Source organism: Neisseria shayeganii (assembly GCF_014054965.1).
In the GTDB taxonomy this organism is placed as follows: Bacteria; Pseudomonadota; Gammaproteobacteria; order Burkholderiales; family Neisseriaceae; genus Eikenella; species Eikenella shayeganii.
The window spans coordinates 2,258,470-2,282,390 of record NZ_CP059567.1; the positions used below are offsets into that span (position 1 = coordinate 2,258,470).

16 protein-coding genes and 4 tRNA genes are annotated in these 23,921 nt (G+C 54.6%); all 20 read right to left on the reverse strand.

Features of this window, described 5'->3' with window-relative positions:
- Positions 1 to 127: 127 nt before the first annotated feature.
- Positions 128 to 2,533 (reverse strand): EcoAI/FtnUII family type I restriction enzme subunit R, encoded by a 2,406-nt coding sequence (gene hsdR, locus H3L94_RS11110; protein WP_182122040.1) that lies wholly within the window; start codon positions 2,531 to 2,533, stop codon positions 128 to 130.
- Positions 2,530 to 3,996: a restriction endonuclease subunit S gene (locus H3L94_RS11115; RefSeq protein WP_182122041.1), complete on the reverse strand. Its 1,467-nt coding sequence runs from the start codon at positions 3,994 to 3,996 to the stop codon at positions 2,530 to 2,532. Before H3L94_RS11115 ends, hsdR begins: the two co-directional genes overlap by 4 nt.
- Complete coding sequence (locus tag H3L94_RS11120) at positions 3,996 to 5,519, reverse strand: class I SAM-dependent DNA methyltransferase (RefSeq protein ID WP_182122042.1); 1,524 nt, start codon at positions 5,517 to 5,519, stop codon at positions 3,996 to 3,998. The genes H3L94_RS11115 and H3L94_RS11120 overlap by 1 nt, the downstream gene beginning before the upstream one ends.
- Positions 5,520 to 5,743: 224 nt before the next feature.
- Complete coding sequence (gene rpoC / locus H3L94_RS11125; RefSeq protein WP_182122043.1) at positions 5,744 to 9,925, reverse strand: DNA-directed RNA polymerase subunit beta'; 4,182 nt, start codon at positions 9,923 to 9,925, stop codon at positions 5,744 to 5,746.
- A gap of 109 nt (positions 9,926 to 10,034) precedes the next feature.
- Positions 10,035 to 14,216, reverse strand: coding sequence for a DNA-directed RNA polymerase subunit beta (gene rpoB / locus H3L94_RS11130; RefSeq protein WP_182122044.1), 4,182 nt, complete (start codon positions 14,214 to 14,216; stop codon positions 10,035 to 10,037).
- A 232-nt stretch (positions 14,217 to 14,448) separates the two neighbouring features.
- Positions 14,449 to 14,823, reverse strand: coding sequence for a 50S ribosomal protein L7/L12 (rplL, locus tag H3L94_RS11135; protein WP_009119204.1), 375 nt, complete (start codon positions 14,821 to 14,823; stop codon positions 14,449 to 14,451).
- A gap of 62 nt (positions 14,824 to 14,885) precedes the next feature.
- The gene (gene rplJ / locus H3L94_RS11140; protein ID WP_182122045.1) at positions 14,886 to 15,386 is read right to left on the reverse strand and encodes a 50S ribosomal protein L10; all 501 of its coding nucleotides are present in this window, start codon (positions 15,384 to 15,386) and stop codon (positions 14,886 to 14,888) included.
- Positions 15,387 to 15,623: 237 nt separating this feature from the next.
- Positions 15,624 to 16,319: a 50S ribosomal protein L1 gene (gene rplA, locus H3L94_RS11145; protein WP_182122046.1), complete on the reverse strand. Its 696-nt coding sequence runs from the start codon at positions 16,317 to 16,319 to the stop codon at positions 15,624 to 15,626.
- Complete coding sequence (rplK, locus tag H3L94_RS11150; protein ID WP_182122047.1) at positions 16,319 to 16,750, reverse strand: 50S ribosomal protein L11; 432 nt, start codon at positions 16,748 to 16,750, stop codon at positions 16,319 to 16,321. Before rplK ends, rplA begins: the two co-directional genes overlap by 1 nt.
- 140 nt (positions 16,751 to 16,890) lie before the next feature.
- A complete protein-coding gene (nusG, locus tag H3L94_RS11155) occupies positions 16,891 to 17,433 on the reverse strand; it encodes a transcription termination/antitermination protein NusG (protein WP_182122048.1) in 543 nt (180 codons plus the stop codon).
- 18 nt (positions 17,434 to 17,451) lie between these two features.
- A complete protein-coding gene (secE, locus tag H3L94_RS11160) occupies positions 17,452 to 17,892 on the reverse strand; it encodes a preprotein translocase subunit SecE (protein WP_182122049.1) in 441 nt (146 codons plus the stop codon).
- A 79-nt stretch (positions 17,893 to 17,971) separates the two neighbouring features.
- Positions 17,972 to 18,047: transfer RNA gene (locus H3L94_RS11165), tRNA-Trp, on the reverse strand.
- A gap of 10 nt (positions 18,048 to 18,057) precedes the next feature.
- A complete protein-coding gene (gene tuf / locus H3L94_RS11170) occupies positions 18,058 to 19,242 on the reverse strand; it encodes an elongation factor Tu (RefSeq protein ID WP_182121945.1) in 1,185 nt (394 codons plus the stop codon).
- A 54-nt stretch (positions 19,243 to 19,296) separates the two neighbouring features.
- Positions 19,297 to 19,371 (reverse strand) — tRNA-Thr (locus tag H3L94_RS11175).
- A gap of 19 nt (positions 19,372 to 19,390) precedes the next feature.
- Positions 19,391 to 19,464: transfer RNA gene (locus tag H3L94_RS11180), tRNA-Gly, on the reverse strand.
- Positions 19,465 to 19,501: 37 nt separating this feature from the next.
- A tRNA-Tyr gene (locus H3L94_RS11185) sits at positions 19,502 to 19,585 on the reverse strand.
- Positions 19,586 to 19,722: 137 nt separating this feature from the next.
- Positions 19,723 to 19,974: a YfhL family 4Fe-4S dicluster ferredoxin gene (locus H3L94_RS11190; RefSeq protein WP_009119210.1), complete on the reverse strand. Its 252-nt coding sequence runs from the start codon at positions 19,972 to 19,974 to the stop codon at positions 19,723 to 19,725.
- 110 nt (positions 19,975 to 20,084) lie between these two features.
- Positions 20,085 to 20,663, reverse strand: coding sequence for a 16S rRNA (guanine(966)-N(2))-methyltransferase RsmD (rsmD, locus tag H3L94_RS11195; RefSeq protein WP_182122050.1), 579 nt, complete (start codon positions 20,661 to 20,663; stop codon positions 20,085 to 20,087).
- A gap of 111 nt (positions 20,664 to 20,774) precedes the next feature.
- A complete protein-coding gene (locus H3L94_RS11200; RefSeq protein ID WP_182122051.1) occupies positions 20,775 to 21,425 on the reverse strand; it encodes a phosphatase PAP2 family protein in 651 nt (216 codons plus the stop codon).
- Positions 21,426 to 21,565: 140 nt separating this feature from the next.
- A complete protein-coding gene (gene topA, locus H3L94_RS11205) occupies positions 21,566 to 23,860 on the reverse strand; it encodes a type I DNA topoisomerase (protein ID WP_182122052.1) in 2,295 nt (764 codons plus the stop codon).
- Positions 23,861 to 23,921: the final 61 nt, after the last annotated feature.

Sequence of the window (23,921 nt, forward strand, 5' to 3'; positions counted from 1 at the left end):
TCCGTCTCTTGGCACAGCATCACAATCATTTCCCGCCATTCCCACAAAACAACGGTGGTAAATAGGGCTTAGCTTTTTTCGGCATATCATGCCCATGCCCTCCCCAGCAGTCTCTTTATCTCCAACGCTACCTTCCCAACCGCGCCCCTGTGCCGCGTTGATACAGCAGATCGGGCGGAATGTGATACAGATGCCGCTGCACTTCCCTTATCGCGCGCTCGTATTCGCGTTTGCCGCCGAACAGCGAAACAATCTTCATCGGCGTGCCGATGTCGCTGAACGGGGCGTTTTGCAAAATGGCGGTTTGTTCGAGGCTGATGCCTTCGTTCATGTATTTGTCCAAGAGTGCGCTCAACACAGCGCGGCATTCTTCGCTGTATGCCTGCAAAAAGCCGTCTTTTTCCAAGCGGCGGGCGCGTTCTTTTCGGGTCATGGCGGGGCGGTTGTAGGCGATATTCAGGATTAAATCAAAAGGGTCGATGCCCTCTGCTTTGCCGTAGGTTTCCTGCAAAATCTCCACCGTCAAGCCCACATCTTCCAGCGCGTCCAGCACCGCCTGTTTTTTCTCTGCATCGTTCCACGCCTGCAAGAATACGTCGAGCGTAGCGTATTGGTTCAAGATATTGCGGCGGCTGTAATCGGTGAGGCTTTCGGTGATCAGCCTGCCGTTTTCATCGAGAATTTCCACGCGCTCGTTCAAAATGGTAACGTCCACGCCGCGTACGCGCACTTTTTTCTTTTTCGGTTCGTCTTCAGGCGGAACAAAACCTTCGTCGCCTGTTTCGCCGCCGTCCGCCTGTTCTTCGCCGTTTTCAGACGGCCTTCCGCCGTCGGGTACATCGTGAACAATCGCATCATCGCCGCTATCGTCCGTTACCGACACCGGCTCGCCGTCAAACTCGGGGTCGGCAAACAGATTGGTTACGTTCCTAAAATCCATGATGGTGAAATACTGCTTGCCGTAGGCATCGTTAATCCGCGTGCCGCGCCCGATGATTTGCTTGAACTCGGTCATCGATTTGATTTCGTTGTCCAGCACAATCAGCTTGCAGGTTTTGCAGTCCACGCCCGTGGTCATCAGCTTGGACGTCGTGACCACGGCGGGATAACGCTCGTTGGGGTCGATAAAATTATCCAGCTGCGCTTTGCCCTCGGGGTTGTCGCCGGTGATGCGCATGATGTATTTGGGGTTTTCTTTCATCCGCTCGCGGTTTTCTTTCACCAGAGCGTGACGCATCCGCTCGGCGTGGTCGATGTCGGTGCAGAAGACGATGGTTTTGGCAAACGGGTCGTTCTCTTCCAGCCAGCGGGTAATGCGGCGGGCAACGGCAGCGGTGCGCTCGTCGATAATCAAATGGCGGTCGAAATCTTCGCGCTCATACACACGGTCTTCCACCAAATCGCCGTCGGTGTCGGTGGTGCCCACGGGCGGCCGCCAGCCTTGCAAATCCTTGTCAAGGCCGACGCGGATGACTTTGTACGGCGCCAAAAAGCCGTCTTCAATGCCCTGTTTTAACGAATAGGTGTACACCGGCTCGCCGAAATAGTGAATATTGTCCGCTTCCGTACTCACTTTGGGCGTGGCGGTCAGCCCCAAATGGGTTGCGCTCTTGAAATAATCCAGCACCCTGCGCCATTGCGATTCGTCTCTTGCGCTGCCGCGATGGCATTCGTCCACCACAATCAAATCGAAAAATTCAGGCTTAAACTGGCGGAACGGCTCTTCGCCCACATCACCCGCCAGCTGCTGATACAGGCTCATATACACCTCATACGAGCTGTCGAGCTTTTTGTGCTCTACTTTGGTGATTTTATTTTTCAGCGGGCGAAAATCGTTTTGTATGGTTTGGTCGATCAAGATGTTGCGGTCGGCAAGGTACAGCACGCGCTTTTTCTGCCCGCTTTGCATCAGCCGCCAAATGATTTGAAAGGCGGTGTAGGTTTTGCCCGTACCCGTTGCCATCACGAGCAGCACCCGCTCTTGCCCGCCGCTAATGGCCGCCACGGTGCGGTCGATGGCGATGCGCTGGTAATAACGCGGCGTGGTTTGCTTGTCGGTATCAAAATGATAATCCGACTGCAACAGCGTCTGCTGGGTATCCGAAAGCCCGCTTTCACCCGAAAAACGTGCCCACAGTTCGCCGTAGCTTGGAAATTCGTCCAGCGCCAATTCGCGCTCAACGCCCGTCAAGCGGTCGTGCTCCAAAAATCCCGTGCCATTGCTGGTATAGGCAAAGGGAATGTCCAAAATCTCGGCATATTCGATCGCCTGCTGCATCCCGTCGCCCAGCGTTTTATCGCGGCTTTTGGCTTCGACAATCGCCAGCGGCAGGCGGCGGTTAGGCGCGGTGAGCAGATAATCGGCCTTTTTGCGCTTGCCGCGACGGGCGGTTTTGCCGTGCACCTGAACGCGCCCGTCGGTAAAGAAATACTCCATCAACATTTGCTCTTTCGCCCAACCCGCCGCTTCAATGGCGGGCGTGATGTGGCGCAGCTTGGTGTCTTCTTCGGTGAGCTGGGGTTTGCGGCTCATGATAAGTTCTCCAAGGGTTCGATTTGTGCCAGCAGCGCATCCAGCTTGGCGACAATACGGACTTGTTCGGCTAGAGGCGGGAGGGGGATTGGGTAATTTTCGACAAAGGTTGAGCTAACTCGCTGCTGCCCTGCCGTGCCTGTGAAATTGGCAACGCCGTCGGAAATAAATGCGGCATTTTTTGCAATCAGCAAAAGATACTCGGGCATTACTTTCTCCGAATAAGGGCGCAAGACATGCAATTCAGTTGTTCCTGCGCCGATTTTGTTCGGCAAACCGCGCATAACGGCGGACTTTCTGTTTTGAAAACAAGGCGTGATTTTGGCAATCACAACATCGTTTTCTGCGAAATGCGTGTAACCTTTTTTGATTGCTTTCCAAGCACGTTCTTCAAAAGAAAACGAATTTTGAAAACCGCCATTTAACAAGTTCATCGGTACAAATGCGGCAACTGTTTCATCATCCGCTTTGTTGCGCGGGTTAATTTGAGCTATCTCCCCCAACCTAACCCAAACCCAATTTTCCGGAATGGCAAACGGTTTTTCGTCATCATCGATTTCAGGTAGCCCTTTGCTTTTTTTCAGACGGCCTGCTTTAATCAAAGCGGTTTTTTCGGCTTGAATGGCGGCGAGCAGTTCTTGAGCGTGGCCGTCTCCGCTTTCCCGTTCGGTGAGCTTGCCTTCAATCGCCGCCTGCAACAACGAAGCACGCAACATTTTGGGGAAATTTTTCTGTACGTCGGCCAGTGTGGTTTCCTGTGCCTTGAGTGCGTCGGTTTCGGCCAGCAGCGCATCCAGCTTGGCAACAATACGGGCTTGTTCGGCTAGGGGCGGGAGGGGGATTAGTAAAAGTAAAAGGTCATCCCTACCAATCCCCGGAATCATGCTTTTTGCACCGGCTTTAATTTGCGTTACATACGATTGCAAAATGATTTTTATAAAAGCGAGTTCAACTTTATTGCCAACGGATGTAATTGCCATGACTTGCCGTGCGATATGTGCTTTCTCTTCTTGTAAAAAAGCCATTTCTCCAACCGTACCTTTACAAGTAAATAGCAAGCTGCCTTTTTCTGCAACGCTTCTTGGAAATTTTGTCCATCGGCTAATGTTTAATTGCCCGTTATTAAAATGACTTGCCCCTGTAATATAAGGAATGCCATCGGCGGTTGAACTGTATTCAGACGGCGTCAAATCCTGCCCTGATTTTAGGAAAATAACCTCCCCCAACCTAACCCAAACCCAATTTTCCGGAATGGTAAACGGTTTTTCGTCTTCGCCGATTTCAGGCAGCGCTTTGCTTTTTTTCAGACGGCCTGCTTTAACCAAAGCGGCTTTTTCGGCTTGAATCTGCTTAAGCAAATCCCGGGCGTGACCATCGTCGGCTTGGCGTTCGCTGAGTTTGCCCTCGATGGCGGCCTGCAACAGGGCGCGGCGCAGGTTGTCGGCAAGTTGCGGGGTGTGCATTATTCGCCCCCCTGATTCAAGTCATCCAAGTCAAGGCCGTCTGAAAGCCCGATAAGCGTGCGGATATTCGCCAATCGCGCGTCGATTTCGCGGTTTAATCGGCTGCGTTCGGCGTGGTAGCGGGCGATGGTCTCGGCGGGGCTGAGTACTTCGGTTTCGTCGTTGGGGTAGCCGCACACATCCAGATTGCAGCCGCCTGCAAGCAGTTCGGCTTTGTCAAAAGCTTTGGCTTGATAGCTTTCGCGGTCGGGGTCTTGGATTTCGCTGCGGTTGTGCCACCACGCCATGCACTCGGCAAAGTGTGCAAGCTGCATGGGCTTGGTTTTGGAAAAGGCTTTGCGGTCGGCGGGGATATCAACGCGGTAATACCAAAGTCTTTCAGACGGCGTTTTGCCGGCTTGGAGTTTGTTGAAAAACAGGATATTGGTGGTGATAGGGGTATAGGGCGCAAACACGCTTTTGGGCAGGCGGACGATGGTGTGCAGGTCGAAATCAGTGAGCAGGCGGGTTTTGAGTGCGGTTTTGGCGCCGTCGTTACCGAACAAAAAGCCGTCGGGAATGATGATGGCGGCGCGTCCGCCTGCTTTGAGGCGGTACAAAGCCAGTGCGATAAAGAGGTCGGCGGTTTCACTGGAGCGCAGTTCGGCGGGGAAGTTCTGCTTGATGATGTTCAGCTCGGTGCCGCCGTAGGGTGGGTTCATCAAGATGATGTCGTGGCGGTCGCGCTCGCCGTAGTCGCGCACGTTGTATTCCAGTGCGTTGCCGTGGCGGATTTGCGGGCTGTCGATGTCGTGCAAAAGCAGGTTGGTAATCGCCAACAGGTGCGGCAGCGGTTTTTTCTCCACGCCGTACAGGCCGGCGTTGAGGGTCTGTCGGTCTGCTACGGTTTTGACTTGCGGTTCCAGGCGGTTCAAGGCGGACACCAAAAAGCCGCCGGTGCCGCAGGCAAAGTCGGCCACGCTTTCGCCCAATTGGGGATCAATCATCTGCACCATAAAGTCGGTAACGGCACGCGGGGTGTAAAACTCGCCCGCATTGCCCGCGCTTTGCAGGCTTTTCAGGATGGTTTCGTAAATGTCGCCAAAGGCGTGGCGCTCTTTGCTGCTGTCAAAATCGATGGCGTCGATTTCGTTAATCAGTTGGCGCAGCAGCGTGCCGTTTTTCATGAAGTTTTTGGCGTCTTCAAACACATCGCGCACGATAAGGTGGCGGCGTTGGGTGCTCTCGGTTACGCGCAGGCTTTTCAGTGCGGGGATTAATTCCTGATCGACGAAACGCAACAGCGCGTCGCCCGTGAGCGCACGGCCGTCTTTGCGGTCGCTTGCCCAGTTTTCCCATTGGTACTCGTCGGGAATAATGGATTGGTAGCGGTCTTCGATCAGCGCCCAGTTTTGTTCTTTGTTGCCGTAGATTTTGAGGAAAAGCAGCCAGGTCATCTGCTCGATACGCTGCGCATCGCCGTTAATGCCCGCGTCGCCGCGCATGATGTTCTGAATGGATTTAACAAAGGTGCTTGGAATCATAAATAGTTGTTTTTATTGGAATTTACTTCCGTTTGCATATTTTGACACGAAAATATCAAAAATATCAAGAAGAAGCAACCGACTCCGCTAGGATTAGCAATCGGTTTTGGAGCATGATTTTTGCTTCCTACGGCCTCTTCAAGAAAAAATGCTGTGGTCAGACCGATACTGAAAAACCGCCGCGCCCAATCGGGAAGCGGCGGTTTTTTCACAGCAGGTCGGCCTTATTCGGCTTCGTCCACTTGTTCGTTCACTTCGGCTTCGTGATGTGCCTGCCATGCGCGGCGGCGGCTGCGGTGGTAGGTCAAACCGGTACCGGCCGGAATCAGGCGGCCGACAATCACGTTTTCTTTCAAACCGCGCAAATCGTCCTGTTTGCCCATGATCGCGGCTTCGGTGAGCACGCGGGTGGTCTCTTGGAAGGAGGCGGCCGAAATAAAGCTGTCGGTAGACAAAGAGGCCTTGGTGATGCCGAGCAGGATGTTATCGAAACGGGCAGGCTCTTTGCCGTCAGCCACCGCACGCTCGTTGGCCTGCATCACATCGCCGCGCTCCACCTGCTCGCCGGTGATGAAACCGGTTTCGCCGGCATCGGCAATGTTCACCCGGCGCAGCATTTGGCGGATGATCACTTCGATGTGCTTATCGGAAATCTTCACACCTTGCAGGCGGTAAACCTCCTGCACCTCTTGCACGATATAGCGGGCCAGCGCTTCGATGCCCTGCAGGCGCAGAATGTCGTGCGGATCCACGGAACCGTCAACAATGGTTTCGCCGCGGTTCACCACTTGGCCATCGTGCACCAGAATCTGTTTCTCTTTCGAAATCAGGGTCTCGTGGGCCACGCCGTCCAAATCGGTGATGATCAGGCGCTGTTTGCCTTTGGTTTCCTTACCGAAAGACACGGTACCGGTCACTTCGGCCAACATGCCGGCGTCTTTGGGTACGCGGGCTTCGAACAGCTCGGCCACGCGCGGCAGACCGCCGGTAATGTCGCGGGTTTTGGACGAGGCTTGCGGAATACGCGCCAACACGTCGCCCTTGCCCACTTCTTGTTCTTCACGCACGGTGATGATGGCGCCCACCGGGAAGGCCATGGAGATGGCGGTTTCGGTGCCCGGCATTTTCACTTCTTCGCCGTTCTCGTCCAAAAGCTTCACGGTCGGGCGCAGCAATTTGCTGGTGCCGGCGCTGCGGCGTTTGCCGTCGATTACCACCAAGGTGGACAAACCGGTGATTTCGTCGGTTTGTTTGGTAACGGTAACGCCTTCTTCCACGTTTTCGAACTTCACGCGGCCGGCGTGTTCGGTAATCATCGGGCGGGTATGCGGATCCCAGGTAGCCAGGGTTTGGCCGGCTTTCACTCCCGAGCCGTCCTGCACCAGCAGGGTGGCGCCGTAAGGCACTTTATGACGCTCGCGCTCGCGGCCGATGTCGTCGTGAATCACCACTTCGGAGGAACGGCCGATCACAATCAGTTCGCCTTTGTTGTTCATCACATAGCGCATCTGGCTGTTGAAGCGGGCGGTACCGTTCGATTTGGCTTCCACTTGGCTGGCGGCGGCGGCACGCGAAGCGGCACCGCCGATGTGGAAGGTACGCATGGTCAGCTGGGTACCTGGCTCACCGATCGACTGGGCGGCAATCACGCCCACCGCCTCGCCGGTGTTCACCAGTTTGCCGCGCGCCAAGTCACGGCCGTAACAGTGTGCGCACAGGCCGTAGCGGGTTTTACAGGTAATCGGGGTGCGTACTTTCACTTCATCGACGCCGGATTGGTCGATCAAGTCCACCATCTGCTCGTTGAGCAGGGTGCCGGCTTCCACCAGAGTGGCGCCGTTGGCGGGATCCACCACATCGGCGGCGGTCACGCGGCCCAAAATGCGGTCGCGCAGCGGCTCGATCACATCGCCGCCTTGCACCACGGCTTTCATCACGAAGCCGTCGGTGGTGCCGCAGTCGTCTTCCACCACCACCAAGTCTTGGGTCACGTCCACCAAGCGGCGGGTCAGGTAGCCTGAGTTAGCGGTTTTCAAAGCGGTATCCGCCAAACCCTTACGCGCACCGTGGGTGGCGATAAAGTATTGCAATACGGTCAGGCCTTCGCGGAAGTTCGAAGTGATCGGCGTTTCGATAATCGAGCCGTCCGGCTTGGCCATCAAGCCGCGCATACCGGAAAGCTGTTTGATCTGGGCGGCAGAACCACGGGCGCCCGAGTCGGCCATCATATAGATGGAATTGAACGACTCCTGCTCCACTTCCTTGCCTTCGCTGTCGAGCACCTTCTGCTTGGAAAGGTTGTCCATCATGGCTTTGGCAATGCGGTCGCCGGCGCGGCCCCAAATATCGACCACTTTGTTGTAGCGCTCGCCGTTGGTCACCAAACCTTGGCGGTATTGGTCTTCGATTTCTTTCACTTCGCTTTGCGCTTCGGCCAGCAGGGCGGCTTTCTCTTTCGGCACTTCCATGTCGTCCACGCAGATGGAGATGCCGCCTTTGGCCGCAAAACCGAAGCCGGTGTACATCAGGTGGTCGGCAAAAATCACCGTGTCGCGCAGGCCGCACAGGCGGAACGAAGCATTGATGAGCTTGGATATTTCCTTTTTCTTCAGTGCCTTGTTGATGTACTCAAACGGCAGGCCTTTGGGTAGGATTTCGCTGAGCAGGGCACGGCCGACGGTGGTCTCGTAGCGTGTGGTCACCGGTTCGAACTCGTCTTGCTCGTTTCTCACCCATTCGCGCAGACGCACGGTAATCTTGGTGCCCAACTCCACCTGTTTGGTGTGGTAGGCACGGTGCACTTCCTGCACATCGGCAAACAGACTGCCTTCGCCCAAGGCATTGATTTTGTCGCGGGTCATGTAGTAGAGACCCAATACGATGTCTTGCGAAGGCACGATAATCGGCTCGCCGTTGGCGGGCGACAACACGTTGTTGGAGGCCAGCATCAAGGTGCGGGCTTCCATTTGCGCCTCCAAGCTCAAGGGCACGTGTACCGCCATTTGGTCGCCGTCGAAGTCGGCGTTGAACGCGGCACACACCAAGGGATGCAGCTGGATGGCTTTGCCCTCGATCAGAATCGGCTCGAAAGCCTGAATACCCAAGCGGTGCAGGGTCGGGGCACGGTTGAGCAGAATCGGGTGTTCGCGGATCACCTCTTCCAGGATGTCCCACACCTCCGGCACCTCCTGCTCCACCAGTTTCTTGGCGGCTTTCACGGTGGCGGCCAAGCCTTGGATTTCCAGTTTGTGGAAGATAAAGGGCTTGAACAGCTCCAAGGCCATTTTCTTCGGCAGACCGCATTGATGCAGGCGCAGGTAGGGGCCCACGGTGATCACCGAACGGCCGGAATAGTCCACCCGTTTACCCAACAGGTTTTGACGGAAACGGCCGCCTTTACCTTTGATCATGTCGGCCAGCGATTTCAGCGGACGTTTGTTGGCGCCGGTCATCGCTTTACCGCGGCGGCCGTTGTCGAGCAGGGAATCTACCGCTTCCTGCAGCATACGCTTTTCGTTGCGCACGATGATGTCGGGCGCATTCAGTTCCAACAAGCGTTTCAGGCGGTTGTTGCGGTTGATCACGCGGCGGTAAAGGTCGTTCAAATCGGAAGTGGCGAAGCGGCCACCGTCCAAAGGCACCAGCGGGCGCAAATCGGGCGGCAGCACCGGCAGCACATCCATGATCATCCACTCCAGCTTCATGCCGGAGCGCAGGAAGGCTTCCAATACTTTCAGGCGCTTAGCCAGTTTTTTGATCTTGGTTTCCGATCCGGTGCTCTCCAACTCCTGACGCAGAATGTCCACTTCGGCGGCAATGTCCAAGCTGCGCAACAATTCACGAATGCCCTCGGCACCCATTTTGGCGTCGAAATCTTCGCCGTATTCTTCCAGCTTGTTGTAATAATCTTCTTCGGTCAGCAGCTGGCGGCGTTGCAGCGGGGTCATGCCGGGGTCGGTGACCACAAAGGCTTCGAAATACAGCACGCGCTCGATGTCGCGCAGCGTCATGTCCAACACCATGCCCAAACGGGAAGGCAGGGATTTCAAGAACCAGATGTGGGCCACCGGCGCGGCCAATTCGATGTGGCCCATGCGTTCGCGGCGTACTTTGGACAAGGTCACTTCCACACCGCATTTTTCACAGGTCACGCCTTTGAATTTCAAACGCTTGTATTTGCCGCACAAGCATTCGTAATCTTTCACCGGGCCGAAAATTTTGGCGCAAAACAGGCCGTCGCGCTCGGGCTTGAAGGTGCGGTAGTTGATGGTTTCCGGTTTTTTCACTTCGCCGTAAGACCATGCGCGGATGGTGTCGGGCGAAGCGATGCCGATGCGGATGGCATCGAATTCTTCGTCCACACCGGCCGTTTGCAGGGGGTTGAACAAATCTAACAAGGCTTTCATTTTTGCTCCTTATGAGGAAGAGTCATATTCTGTTGCCCTAGGCAGGGCGGATAATCGGCATAGGGCTTTCAGGTAGCCTCTCAGGCTACCTGAAAGCGGCGGGGCGTGATCAATAGCGCTCCATGTCGATATCCAAGCCCAACGAACGGATTTCTTTCACCAATACGTTGAAGCTCTCCGGCATGCCGGCTTCGATTTTGTGTTCGCCTTTGACAATGTTTTCGTACATTTTGGTGCGGCCGGTAACGTCGTCCGATTTCACAGTCAGCATTTCCTGCAGGGTGTAGGCGGCGCCGTAAGCCTCCAGCGCCCACACCTCCATCTCACCGAAACGCTGGCCACCGAATTGGGCTTTACCGCCCAAGGGCTGCTGGGTCACCAGAGAGTACGGACCGGTTGAACGGGCGTGCATCTTCTCGTCCACCAAGTGGTGTAGTTTCAGATAGTGCATCACGCCCACCGTCACTTTGCGGTCGAACGGTTCGCCGGAGCGGCCGTCGTACAAGGTGATTTGGGTTTTGGTGTCGTTAAAGCCCAGTTTTTGCACTTCGGGGTCGTCGCTCGGGTAGGCCAAATCCAGCATGGCGCGGATTTCTTCCTCTTTGGCACCGTCGAACACGGGCGAGGCGAAGGTGGCGCCGTTGCGCAGATTGGCCGCCAACTCCAACACTTCCTCATCACTCAGCGATTTCAGGTTTTCTTTTTTGCCGCCGCTGTTATACAGCTTGTCTAAGAAGGTACGGATTTCCTTCACTTTGCGCTGCTCGGCCAGCATTTTGTCGATGCGTTGGCCGATGCCTTTGGCGGCCCAACCCAAATGCACTTCCAGAATCTGGCCGATGTTCATCCGCGACGGTACGCCCAAGGGATTGAGCACGATGTCAACGGTGCGGCCGTCTGCCATATACGGCATGTCCTCCACCGGCAGGATGCGCGATACCACACCTTTGTTACCGTGGCGGCCGGCCATTTTGTCGCCCGCCTGCAGGCGGCGTTTGATGGCGATGAACACCTTCACCATTTTTTGGACGCCCGGCGGCAGCTCGTCGCCCTGGGTCATTTTTTTCTTCTTCACTTCATACTGGGCATCGGCCTCTTCGCGTTTCTGCTGCAGGCTGAGCTTGGTCAGTTCCAGTTGTTTGGCCAGCTCTTCATCGGCCAGACGGATGTCGAACCAGTCGTGCTTGCTTGGCAGAGAAGCCAGGTATTCGGCCGTGATCTCTTTGCCTTTGGCCAGCTTCATCGGGCCCCCGTTGGCTTTTTGGCCCACGATCAGGCGCTCGATACGGTCAAACGCATCGGCATCGAAAATACGCAATTGGTCGCTCAAGTCTTGGCGGTAGCGCTTCAGCTCGGCATCGATAATCGATTGGGCGCGTTTGTCGCGCTGGATGCCTTCGCGGGTAAAGACTTGCACGTCGATCACCGTACCGCTCATGCCGGTGGGCATACGCAGCGAGGTGTCTTTCACGTCCGAGGCTTTTTCGCCGAAGATGGCGCGCAGCAGTTTTTCTTCCGGCGTCAACTGGGTTTCGCCCTTGGGGGTCACCTTGCCCACCAACACGTCGCCGGCTTCCACTTCAGCACCGATATACACGATGCCGCTCTCGTCCAAGCGGTTTTGCATGCGCTCGGAGAGGTTGGGAATGTCGCGGGTAATGTCTTCGGCACCCAGCTTGGTATCGCGGGCCACCACGTTCAGTTCTTCAATGTGGATGGAGGTGTAACGGTCGTCGGCAGCCACTTTTTCCGAAATCAGAATCGAGTCTTCGTAGTTGTAGCCGTTCCACGGCATGAAGGCGATGGTCATGTTCTGACCCAAAGCCAATTCGCCCAAATCGGTGGAAGCGCCGTCGGCAATCAAGTCGCCGCGTTGCAGCACATCGCCCACTTTCACGGCCGGACGCTGATTGATGTTGGTGGACTGGTTGGAGCGGGTGAATTTCACCAGATTGTAAATATCCACACCCACTTCGCCGGCCACCGCCTCTTCGTCGTGTACGCGCACCACCACGCGGTTGGCGTCCACATACTCCACCACACCGCCGCGACGGGCCGCGATCGCGGTGGCCGAGTCAATCGCCACCGCACGTTCGATGCCGGTGCCCACCAAGGGTTTTTCTGCACGCAGGCACGGTACGGCCTGACGCTGCATGTTGGCGCCCATCAAGGCACGGTTGGCGTCGTCATGCTCCAGGAAGGGAATCAGAGAAGCCGCCACCGACACCACCTGACCGGTGGCCACGTCCATATACTGTACGCGGTCGGCCGTGGCCACAATGGTTTCACCTTTTTCACGACAGGTGATCAAATCGCCTTTCAGGTAGCCTTTGTCGTCCAATTCGGCGTTGGCCTGAGCGATCACGTAACGGCCTTCTTCAATAGCCGACAGATAATCGATTTGGTCGGTGACCTTGCCGTCCACCACGCGGCGGTACGGAGTTTCCAAGAAACCGTAATCGTTGGTACGGGCATACACCGACAAGGAGTTGATCAAGCCGATGTTCGGGCCTTCTGGGGTTTCAATCGGACACACGCGGCCGTAGTGGGTCGGGTGTACGTCGCGCACCTCGAAGCCGGCACGCTCACGGGTCAAACCGCCCGGGCCCAAAGCGGAAACGCGGCGTTTGTGTGTCACTTCCGACAAGGGGTTGGTTTGATCCATAAACTGGGAGAGTTGGCTGGAGCCGAAAAACTCTTTAATCGCTGCAGACACCGGTTTGGCATTGATCAGATCGGTCGGCATCAGGTTTTCCGATTCCGCCTGATTCAAACGCTCTTTGACCGCACGTTCTACGCGCGCCAAGCCGGAACGGAATTGGTTTTCGGTCAATTCACCCACCGAACGCACACGGCGGTTGCCCAAGTGGTCGATGTCGTCCACTTCGCCATGCCCGTTGCGCAACTCCACCAAAGTGGCGATGGAAGCCACGATGTCTTCCACGCTCAGAACGAAGCCGCCTTTTTCGGCCGCACCGGCAAAGGTTTCGTTCAGCAGTCGGCCGTACCAAGACTCCTGCTGCACATCGCTCAATTTCTGACCGTAGGTGCGGGTATTGAATTTCATGCGGCCGACACGCGACAAATCGTAGCTGTCTTCATTGAAAAACAGACGGTTGAACAGCAGCTCCACTGCATCTTCGGTCGGCGGCTCGCCAGGACGCATCATGCGGTAAATGGCAATACGGGCAGCCGCCTGATCTGCCGTCTCGTCGGTACGCAAGGTGGCGGAAATATAGCCGCCTTGTCCCAACTCGTTGATATACAAGGTTTGGATTTCGCTGATGCCGTGGATATCAAACTGAGCCAGCAATTCTTCGGTGATTTCGCTGTTGGCGGTGGCCAATACTTCGCCGGTATCCGGCACAATCACGTCTTTGGCCAGCACTTTGCCGATCAGGCTGTCCGGCTCAACCGCCAAGCGTTTCAGACCGGCTTTTTCAATGTCGCGAATGGCCTTGGCAGTCACGCGCTTGCCGGCAGCCACCAATACTTTGCCTTCGGCATCGGTGATGTCGGCTTTGACGGTTTCACCTTTCAAACGAGACAACACCAAATCCGTCTCAATACCGTCCTTAGAGAGATAAAAGTTTTCTTTATCGTAGAAAGTATCGAGAATCTGCTCATGACTGTAGCCCAGCGCTTTGAGCAGAATGGTTACCGGCATTTTGCGGCGGCGGTCGATGCGGAAATAGAGCAAATCCTTAGGATCGAATTCGAAATCCAACCAAGAGCCGCGATAGGGAATGATGCGCGCAGAAAACAACAGTTTGCCGGAAGAATGGGTTTTGCCGCGGTCGTGCTCGAAAAACACGCCCGGGGAACGGTGCAGCTGAGACACGATCACGCGCTCGGTGCCGTTAATCACAAAAGAGCCGTAAGGCGTCATCAAGGGGATCTCGCCCATATAGACTTCATTCTCACGCACTTCTTTCACCACATTGGGCTTGGATGATTCTTTATCTAAAATCACCAAACGGATGCGGGCGCGCAGAGGGGCCGCATAAGTGATGCCGCGCAGTTGGCATTCGGCAATGTCAAACAGGGGCTCGCCCAAAACATAATGCACAAACTCCAAACGTGCATAGCCGTTGTGGCTGACAATCGGGAAAATCGAATTGAATGCCGCCTGCAAACCCTCATCCGCACGCTGGTCAAACGGACGGCTTTGCTGCAGGAATTTGCTGTATGACTCCAACTGCGTGGTCAGCAGATAAGGAACTTCCAGCACGCTGTCGCGCTTGGCAAAGCTTTTGCGGATGCGCTTTTTCTCGGTAAAAGAGTAACTCATTGGCTCGCTCCAGATGATAAAAGACTGAGTTCAAAATCCATCGGTAACCGAAAGCATTTGCCCACACAGACAATTGACTGGCGGGACTCGCTGACTTCGGTCTGAATAATTTTCAAAAATTTACACACAAATCGAATTTGATTTGTAAATTTTTGCAAACTTTTCACTTTTCGGTAATGCCAAGCGAAATAAGGCTGGCAGTAAAACTGCCAGCCTTTTTGCTGCGCGGGAATTATTTGATTTCCACTTTCGCGCCGGCTTCTTCCAATTGTTTTTTGATGTCGTCAGCTTCGGCTTGAGACACGCCTTCTTTAACAGTTTTGGGTGCGCCGTCAACCATGTCTTTGGCTTCTTTCAAGCCCAGGCCGGTAATCGCGCGAACCACTTTGATCACGCCTACTTTTTGGTCACCGGCAGAAGCCAAGATCACGTCAAATTCGGTTTTGGCTTCGGCAGCAGCAGCACCGCCAGCAGCAGGACCGGCAGCCACAGCAACGGCAGCAGCAGATACGCCGAATTTCTCTTCGAACGCTTTCACCAAGTCGTTCAGTTCCATAACGGTCAGGTTGCCAACGGCTTCCAAAATGTCTTCTTTAGTAATAGCCATGCTATCAAACTCCTAAATATTGATAAAAAGATAAATTTTTCTGAATGAAACAAAATCGGATGTTAAGCGGCTTCTTCGCCGGCTTTTTTCTCTGCCAAAGCAGCCAAACCGCGAGCCAAACCGGAAACCGGGGCCTGCATAACGAACAGCAGCTTGGACAACAGTTCTTCGCGGCTGGGGATGGAAGCCAAATCGGCCACTTGGGCAGCATCCAGCACATCGCCATTGTAAGAACCGGCTTTGATGATGATTTTGTCGTCTTTTTTCGCGAATTGGTGCAGCACTTTTGCGGCGGCTACGGCATCTTCCGATGCAGCGTAAACCAGCGGACCAACCATTTGATCGGCCAAACCGGCAAAAGAAGTTTCTTCAACCGCACGACGGGCCAATGTGTTTTTCAGAACGCGCAGATATACGCCTTCTTTACGTGCGTTGGCACGCAGTTCGGTCATGCTGGCAACACTGATACCGCGATATTCAGCAACCACCATAGTTTGAGCGTTGCTGATACCGGCAACAATCTCTTCTACGGCTGCTTTCTTGGTTTCAATATTGAGACTCAAGGTCTACCTCCCACTGTTTATCAACGAAGCACCCATGAGGCGCTTCACCAGCGCGGCAACCTGAAAAGACATTTTGCAAGCAAAGTACTTGCGCATACTTCAGGACTACCGTCTGCGTAGGGTGCAAACAATACAATTAAATCTAAAGATCCCTACGGTCTTGGACATCTACTTAATTGGATTTAAGTAGCCCATGTTTCAGGTAGCCTGCCGATAACAGGCTACCTGAAAATTTGATTAGCTGTTTACACTAGCCGTATCTACACGCACGCCCAAGCCCATGGTGCTGGACAGAGCCACTTTTTTCAGATACTGGCCTTTGGCTGCCGCCGGTTTTGCCTTGATGATGGCATCCAGCAGGGCCGCAAAGTTTTCTTTCAGATCGGCTTCGGCAAACGAGGCGCGACCAATGGTGGCGTGTACGATACCGGCTTTATCGGTACGGTACTGCACTTGGCCGGCTTTGGCATTTTTTACCGCTTCAGCCACATTCGGCGTCACGGTACCCACTTTGGGGTTAGGCATCAGGCCGCGCGGACCCAAAATGGTGCCCAACTGACCCACAATGCGCATGGCATCCGGAGAAGCAATCACCACATCGAAATCCAAATTGCCTTTCTTCACTTCTTCCGCTAAATCTTCAAAACCGACAATGTCGGCACCGGCAGCTTTGGCTGCTTCAGCATTGGCGCCTTGAGTAAAGACAGCCACGCGGGTGGTTTTACCGGTGCCCTTAGGCAACACAACCGAACCACGGATTACCTGGTCGGATTTCCGGGGATCCACGCCCAAGTTAAAAGACACATCAATCGACTCGTCGAATTTGGCGGTTGCAGCCTGCTTAACCAAAGCAATCGCTTCGTCAACGGGATACAGCTTGTTAGCTTCAACAGAGGCGCGCAATGCTTTCAAACGTTTGGATACTTTAGCCATTACACACCCTCCACATCCAAGCCCATTGAGCGGGCAGAACCTGCAATCGTACGTACCGCCGCATCCAAGTCAGCCGCAGTCAAATCGGGCTCTTTGATTTTGGCAATTTCTTCCAATTGCGCACGGGTTACGGTACCTACCTTATTGGTCAGCGGATTGGAGCTGCCCTTTTGCAAACCAGCTGCTTTTTTCAGCAGAATGGTTGCCGGCGGCGTTTTCATCACAAAAGTGAAAGATTTATCTGCAAATGCAGTAATCACCACCGGAATCGGCAGACCCGGCTCCATAGATTGGGTTGCCGCATTAAACGCTTTGCAGAACTCCATAATATTCAAGCCGCGTTGACCCAAAGCCGGACCGACGGGCGGAGAAGGATTGGCTTTACCTGCAGGAATCTGCAGTTTGATGTAGCCGACAATTTTCTTTGCCACTGTATTACACTCCTAAAAACGGGTATTGCGCAGAAGAATATCTGCTCCCCAAAAAGTCAAGCCGTGCATTATAAGCTTGAATCTGAAATTAATCAATTAAAGCACACAATTATGCCTGGCAAATCTGTGTGCTTTTTGCATCACAATTTTTCTACTTGGGCAAATTCCAACTCCACCGGGGTTTCGCGCCCGAAAATTTGCACCGACACGCGCAACTTGTTGCGCTCATAATCCACCGCATCCACTAAACCGTTAAAATCGGCAAAAGGACCTTCATTCACCCGAACCTGCTGACCAACTTCAAACTCAACACGTGGCTTGGGCTTTTTCTCGCCAGCAGCCCCACTGCCGACTTGGGCCATAATGGCCTCCACTTCACGCTGGGAAATAGGCAAGGGCCGATTGGCGGTACCGCCGATAAAGCCGTTAACGCGAGGGGTGCTTTTTACCAAATGCCAAGAATCATCGGTCATTTCCATTTCAACCAAAACATAGCCGGGAAAAAACTTACGTTCGCTTACCGTCTTCCGTCCGTTTTTGATATCCACCACTTCCTCAACCGGAACAAGGATCTGACCAAAATAGCCCTCCATCCCTTCTCGAGCAATCCGTTCTTTCAAAGTTTTTTGGACATTTTTTTCAAAACCGGAATAGGCTTGTACTACATACCAACGTTTCGACATTTTTCCACCTCTTTTTCATTATGCATTTAACAAGAACAGCCACGCCAGAATGCTATCGACCACCCACAAGAAAAATGTCATCAAGGCGGTAAACACCAAAACAAACAAGGTATTGCGCCATGTTTCATTCTTGGTCGGCCACACTACCTTTTTCACCTCGGTAATAGAGCCTTTGACATAACGAACCAGATTCCGCCCTAAATCACACCAAAAGAAAACAATGGCCACGGCCAAAATGACGCCAGCCAAAGGAAACAGCGCCCGCAAATAAACCGACCATTGCGGCTGGGCATAATACCCCCAAACACCTGCAAGCAACAAAATGGCAGCCAAAGCCAGCTTAGCCATATCGCTTCTTTTGCTCCGCTGCTGCTCGGCTTGCTCCTTTTGGCGCAACTCTTGTTTGGACATTTTAGGTGACGCTGTCACTTCTTTCGTCTTCTGCTTGTGACCACTCATTGTGATTACCTTAAATACATTCAGGAATTTTCTCTGTAAAAGAAAAGACTAACCGGCACGGGGCCGGTTAGTCCGATTTTGGCAGGCCAGGAGGGTCTCGAACCCCCAACCCTCGGTTTTGGAGACCGATACTCTACCAATTGAGCTACTGGCCTAAAACCTTCATTAAGCGATGATAGAAGAAACCACGCCGGCGCCTACGGTACGGCCGCCTTCGCGAATCGCAAAGCGCAAGCCTTCTTCCATGGCGATCGGGGCGATCAGCTCAACGCTGATGGTCACGTTTTCACCGGGCATAACCATTTCCACGCCTTCTTCCAAGGTCACGGCACCGGTCACGTCGGTGGTGCGGAAGTAGAATTGGGGACGGTAGTTGGCGAAGAACGGAGTATGACGGCCGCCTTCTTCTTTGCTCAATACGTACACTTCGGCTTTGAATTTGGTGTGCGGGGTGATGGTGCCGGGTTTGGCCAATACTTGACCGCGCTCCACTTCTTCACGTTTGGTGCCGCGCAACAGTACGCCGACGTTGTCGCCTGCTTGGCCTTGGTCCAGCAGTTTGCGGAACATTTCCACGCCGGTACAGGTGGTTTTTTGGGTGTCTTTCAGACCGACGATTTCGATCTCGTCACCCACGTTGATGATGCCGCGCTCTACACGACCGGTTACCACGGTACCACGACCGGAGATGGAGAATACGTCTTCGATCGGCAGCAGGAAGGGTTTGTCTACGGCACGCTCGGGCGTGGGGATGTAGCTGTCCAAGGCGGCGGCCAGTTCAAAGATTTTTTCTTTATAAGCGGCATCGCCTTCAAGGGCGCGCAAGGCGGAACCTTGTACGATCGGGCAGTCGTCGCCGGGGAAGTCGTAGCTGGAGAGCAGGTCGCGGATTTCCATTTCCACCAGTTCCAGCAGTTCGGCGTCATCCACCATGTCGCATTTGTTCATGAACACGATGATGTAAGGTACGCCCACTTGGCGGGCCAGCAGGATGTGTTCGCGGGTTTGCGGCATGGGGCCGTCGGCAGCAGAACACACCAAGATGGCGCCATCCATTTGGGCGGCACCGGTAATCATGTTTTTCACGTAGTCGGCGTGGCCCGGGCAGTCTACGTGGGCGTAGTGGCGGGTTTCGGTTTCGTATTCTACGTGAGAGGTGTTGATGGTAATGCCGCGGGCTTTTTCTTCCGGGGCATTGTCGATTTGGTCGTAACCTTTGGCTTGACCGCCGAATTTTTCGGCCAAAATGGTGGTCAACGCCGCAGTCAGGGTGGTTTTACCATGGTCAACGTGACCAATGGTGCCAACGTTTACGTGCGGTTTGCTACGTTCGAATTTTTCCTTAGCCATGGCAAATATCCTATTAAGCTTAAATAAATGGAAATCAACAGGGAATTTTTGAGATGGTGCCCATGGGCAGATTTGAACTGCCGGCCTCTCCCTTACCAAGGGAGTGCTCTACCCCTGAGCTACATGGGCCAAATTGTTACATTTTTTATGGAGCGGGTGAAGGGAATCGAACCCTCACCGTAAGCTTGGAAGGCTTCTGCTCTACCATTGAGCTACACCCGCACTTACTCTTTCGCCTGCCCCAATTGTGATTGGATTATGGTGGTGGGAGAAGGATTCGAACCTTCGAAGCTTTCGCAACAGATTTACAGTCTGCCCCCTTTGACCGCTCGGGAATCCCACCGAAAAGAGAGCGGCATAATAATTAGCGATACCGTCGGCGTCAAGCCTTGGGAAACATTTTTTTTGCAGTTACTCGCTAAGTAATTCGATTTATGATTTAAATTTTACTGCCGCTTACAGCGCAAAATCTGGCCGGCATTATTTGGCCGCCATCAAACGCTCGTATTTTGCCATCAATTCTTCTTGGGTTTCCGGCGCTTCTTCATTAATCAGAATGCAATCCACCGGGCACACTTGCTGACATTGCGGCTCGTCGTAATGGCCCACGCACTGGGTACACTTATCCGGCTCGATTTCATAAATTTCATCGCCCTGGTAAATCGCGTCGTTCGGGCATTCCGGCTCGCACACATCGCAGTTGATGCATTCGTCGGTAATAAAGAGGGACATGCTGTTGTTCCTTAAATTTTCAATGATCCAAAACCGAAGGCGCGGGATTATAGCACAACCCCTTGTTTCAGGTAGCCCGTATTTTGAATTTTTCTCTTTGATAACAATTATTAAATAGCCTGATTGCCGGCCAAGTAGCGCAGCAGCACATAGCGACTCATGCCGGCTTTACCTTCCTTGCGCGTCTCGAAGCCGGGCGGCAAAACGGGCAGGCGGCCGGCCTCCAAATAAATCTGAGCCTCTTCGGCCAAGCTGGCCGGCAAAGCCGCAAACAGTGCCGGCCATTGCTGCCAAGCAAACGGCGGATCGAGAAAAACCACATCAAAGCGAATGCGGTTGTGTGCCAAAAACGCCAAAGCCTCGGCATGCACGGTTTGCACCTTATCCTGCAAAGACAAAACTTCCGCCTGTTTCACCAAATGCGCGGCGGTGGCACGGTGTTTTTCCACCAACACCGCTTGGCGGGCATGACGGGACGCCGCTTCAAAACCCAAAGCCCCGCTGCCGGCGAATAAATCCAACACATTCAGGCCGCTCAAATCCTGGCCCAACCAATTAAACAGCCGCTCCCGCACGCTGTCGGGCGTCGGCCGCAGTCCATCGGCATCGGCAAACGACAGTTTGCGGCCGCGATGCGTACCGCCGATGATGCGGACCTGATTTTGGTGTTTGGCATTTTTTTTTGCCATGCTCATGCTGATGCTTTCTGCTTTGCTGAATTTCTTACTGAGCCAATTAACCGGAATTGTTTAAGAGCAGGATGTTTTGGCTTCAGGCTACCTGAACGCCTGCTGCTGTTTTCAGGTAGCCTGTTTGCGCCGCCCCGTGCTCATCACCGCATAGACGCCGAGCACCGACACCCCGCCCACCATCCAGCCTACCAACACATCAGTCGGATAATGCACGCCCAGCACCACGCGGGACAAACCGGCCAACAGCAACAGCAATCCCGCCACTGCCGCCACTTTACCGCGCTGCGGCGTGTGCCAATACAAAATCATCCACAACACCGCAAAAGCCGCCGCAAAAGCACTGTGGCCGCTGGGAAAGGAAGCACTGGCCTCTTCTACCAGCCTGGGCCAGAGTTCCGGCCGCGCACGGTTAAAAAACACTTTGCCGATTGCAGTGACTGCGGTGGACAAGCCGGTTCCGGCCAACACCAATACCGCCCGTCCGCCGCGCCGCTGGCGGTATTCATAAGCGGCCAGACACAGCGTCATCAGGGTGGCCGACGGCCATTTGCCCAACCAATGCAACAGCAGGGCCAACTGCTCCAGCAGGGTGCCGGCGCTATGGCGGTGTACGGCCAACATCAGCGGCGTTTCAAACGCAAAATCGCCGCGCGCAGACAGCAGTGAAGCAACGGCCACCGCCACACTCAAGGGCACAATCATGCCCAACAGCAATAAGGCGTGCCGGGCGGTGGGGCGGTGCAGGCGGAACAGGGGCATGAGGCAGTCCAATCCTTAGCCGCGCAATCCAAGCCAAAGACTGCAACGGCATACTGAAAAATAAAACCGAAGGCTACCTGAAAGCCGTACGCCTTTTTCAGGTAGCCTGTTTCACGCAGAGGAAACGCTTATCCCTTAGCTTATTCCTTAGGCGCAGGCGGCTCGATCTGTTCTTTCCAGCCGCACTCTTTCTGCGGGCACACTTTCTCCACGCCCCAGCGCTTGGTGGTTTTGATGGTGAGCACCGGCCACTGGCAGTTGGGACAGGTTTCCGCAACGGGCGGATTCCAAGTGGCGTAGTCGCAATCGGGATAGGTATTGCAGCTGTAAAACAGCTTGCCGTAACGCGATTTGCGTTCGATCAGGTGGCCCTTGCCGCATTTCGGGCAGGGCACGCCGGTTTCCTTCGGCTTCTCTAACGGCTCGATGTGTTTGCACTTCGGATAATTGGCACAACCGATAAACTTGCCGTAACGGCCTTTTTTATACACCAGCTGGCCGCCGCATTTCGGACAATCGCGCCCTTCCACCACGCTCGGCTCCTCGGCTTCTTTGGCTGCCTCTTCCGCCGTTTCGTTCACGTTGCGGGTGTAGTCGCAATCGGGGTAGCCCGAGCAGGCAATGAAACGGCCGCGCTTGCCGAATTTGATCTGCAGCTTGTGTTGGCCGCATTTGGGACAGGTTTCGTCCAGCTCCTGAGTGGTGATCTTAGCGCGCTCGATGCCTTCTTTTTCGGCAATCTGCTTGTGGAAGCCTTTCCAAAACTTGTCCATCACCGGCACCCACGCCCGCTTGCCGCTGGCGATGTCGTCCAGCTGGTCTTCGAGCTTGGCGGTAAAGTCGTAATCCACATACTGCTCGAAATGCTCGGTGAGGAATTTGTTGACGATGTCGCCGGTATCGGTGGGCAGGAAGCGGCGCTGGTCCACGGTCACATACTCGCGGTCTTTCAGCGTTTTGATGATGCTGGCGTAGGTGGAGGGCCGGCCGATGCCGAACTCTTCTAAAGCCTTCACCAAGGTGGCTTCGTTAAAGCGCGGCGGCGGCTGGGTAAAGTGTTGTTCGCCATAGAGTTTGTCCACCGGCAGCGTTTCGCCCGCGACCAGATCGGGCAGTTTTTTGCCGTCTTCGCTTTCTTCGTCTTCGTCCTGCCCCTCCTGATACACGCTGAGGAAGCCGTCGAACACCAACACTTGGCCACTGGCGCGGAAAATGCCGTCGCCCAACTGAATATCGGCCGAAGTGGCATCGAACTTGGCTTCCACCATCTGGCAGGCCACCGTGCGCTGCCAAATCATTTGGTAGAGCTTGAATTGGTCTGCGCTCAAAAACGGTTTCACGCTTTCGGGCGTGCGGTACACCGAAGTCGGGCGGATGGCCTCGTGCGCCTCTTGGGCATTTTTCGACTTGGTTTTGTAGGCGCGGGCCGATTTGGGCAAATAATCGCCGCCGATTTTGTTTTCGATGTAGTGGCGGATTTCGGTGAGCGCGTCGGCCGACAGGGTGACGCTGTCGGTACGCATATAGGTAATCAGGCCCACCGCGCCCTGGCCCACGTCCACGCCTTCAAACAGCTGCTGCGCCGTGCGCATGGTGCGGTCAGTGGTCATGCCCAGCTTGCGCACCGCATCCTGCTGCATGGTGGAAGTGGTATAAGGCGCGGCCGGCTTGCGGGTGGCCTTCTTTTTCACCACTTCGGCCACTTGGGCGCTATGGCCGGCCAAAGCATCCAGCACCGCCTGTTGCGCGGCCTCGTCGGCCAGGGCGAACTGCTCTAGCTTCTCGCCGCGCCATTGGATCAGCTTGGCGGCAAACTTCTGCCGGCCTTTGTGGCTGTCCAAATGCACACTCCAATATTCGCGGCTCTCAAAGGCGCGAATCTCGTTTTCGCGTTCGCAAATCAGGCGCAGGGCGGGGCTTTGCACCCGGCCGGCGCTCAAACCGCGGCGGATTTTTTTCCACAGCAGTGGTGACAGATTGAAGCCGACCAAATAATCCAAAGCCCGGCGCGCCTGTTGGGCATCCACCAAATGGATGTCCAATTCGCGCGGGTGCTGGATGGCTTCCTGCACCGCTTTTTGCGTCACCTCGTGGAACACCACGCGCTGCGGGCGGATGTTTTTCAGGCCGCGTTTGCTTTTCAGGATTTCGGTGAGGTGCCAGGAAATCGCTTCGCCTTCGCGGTCCGGGTCGGTGGCCAGATAAATGTTTTCGGCTTCCTTGGCGGCGGCCACGATGGCATCGACGTGCTTGGCGTTTTTCGAGATCAACTCGTATTTCATGGCGAAATCGTGCTCGGGATCCACCGCGCCGTTTTTCGGAATCAGGTCGCGCACGTGGCCGTAGGAGGCCAGCACCTGGAAGTCGCTGCCCAGGTATTTCTGCATCGACTTGGCTTTGGTCACAGACTCGACAATCAACAGGTTTTTTGCCATGGGAATCTCGTAAGGTCGGTTTGTTTATTCGTTATTCGGCAGTCCGGCAAGCCGCTCCGCA

Excerpts from the sequence above, each read along its gene's own strand:
- tuf (WP_182121945.1), bottom strand. The coding sequence starts at position 19,242 with ATGGCTAAGGAAAAATTCGAACGTAGCAAACCGCACGTAAACGTTGGC.
- nusG (WP_182122048.1), bottom strand. The coding sequence starts at position 17,433 with ATGTCGAAACGTTGGTATGTAGTACAAGCCTATTCCGGTTTTGAAAAA.
- H3L94_RS11120 (WP_182122042.1), bottom strand. The coding sequence starts at position 5,519 with ATGATTCCAAGCACCTTTGTTAAATCCATTCAGAACATCATGCGCGGC.
- H3L94_RS11115 (WP_182122041.1), bottom strand. The coding sequence starts at position 3,996 with ATGCACACCCCGCAACTTGCCGACAACCTGCGCCGCGCCCTGTTGCAG.
- rsmD (WP_182122050.1), bottom strand. The coding sequence starts at position 20,663 with ATGGCAAAAAAAAATGCCAAACACCAAAATCAGGTCCGCATCATCGGC.
- hsdR (WP_182122040.1), bottom strand. The coding sequence starts at position 2,533 with ATGAGCCGCAAACCCCAGCTCACCGAAGAAGACACCAAGCTGCGCCAC.
- rpoC (WP_182122043.1), bottom strand. The coding sequence starts at position 9,925 with ATGAAAGCCTTGTTAGATTTGTTCAACCCCCTGCAAACGGCCGGTGTG.
- secE (WP_182122049.1), bottom strand. The coding sequence starts at position 17,892 with ATGAGTGGTCACAAGCAGAAGACGAAAGAAGTGACAGCGTCACCTAAA.
- rplA (WP_182122046.1), bottom strand. The coding sequence starts at position 16,319 with ATGGCTAAAGTATCCAAACGTTTGAAAGCATTGCGCGCCTCTGTTGAA.
- H3L94_RS11190 (WP_009119210.1), bottom strand. The coding sequence starts at position 19,974 with ATGTCCCTCTTTATTACCGACGAATGCATCAACTGCGATGTGTGCGAG.
- rplL (WP_009119204.1), bottom strand. The coding sequence starts at position 14,823 with ATGGCTATTACTAAAGAAGACATTTTGGAAGCCGTTGGCAACCTGACC.
- H3L94_RS11200 (WP_182122051.1), bottom strand. The coding sequence starts at position 21,425 with ATGCCCCTGTTCCGCCTGCACCGCCCCACCGCCCGGCACGCCTTATTG.
- rpoB (WP_182122044.1), bottom strand. The coding sequence starts at position 14,216 with ATGAGTTACTCTTTTACCGAGAAAAAGCGCATCCGCAAAAGCTTTGCC.
- topA (WP_182122052.1), bottom strand. The coding sequence starts at position 23,860 with ATGGCAAAAAACCTGTTGATTGTCGAGTCTGTGACCAAAGCCAAGTCG.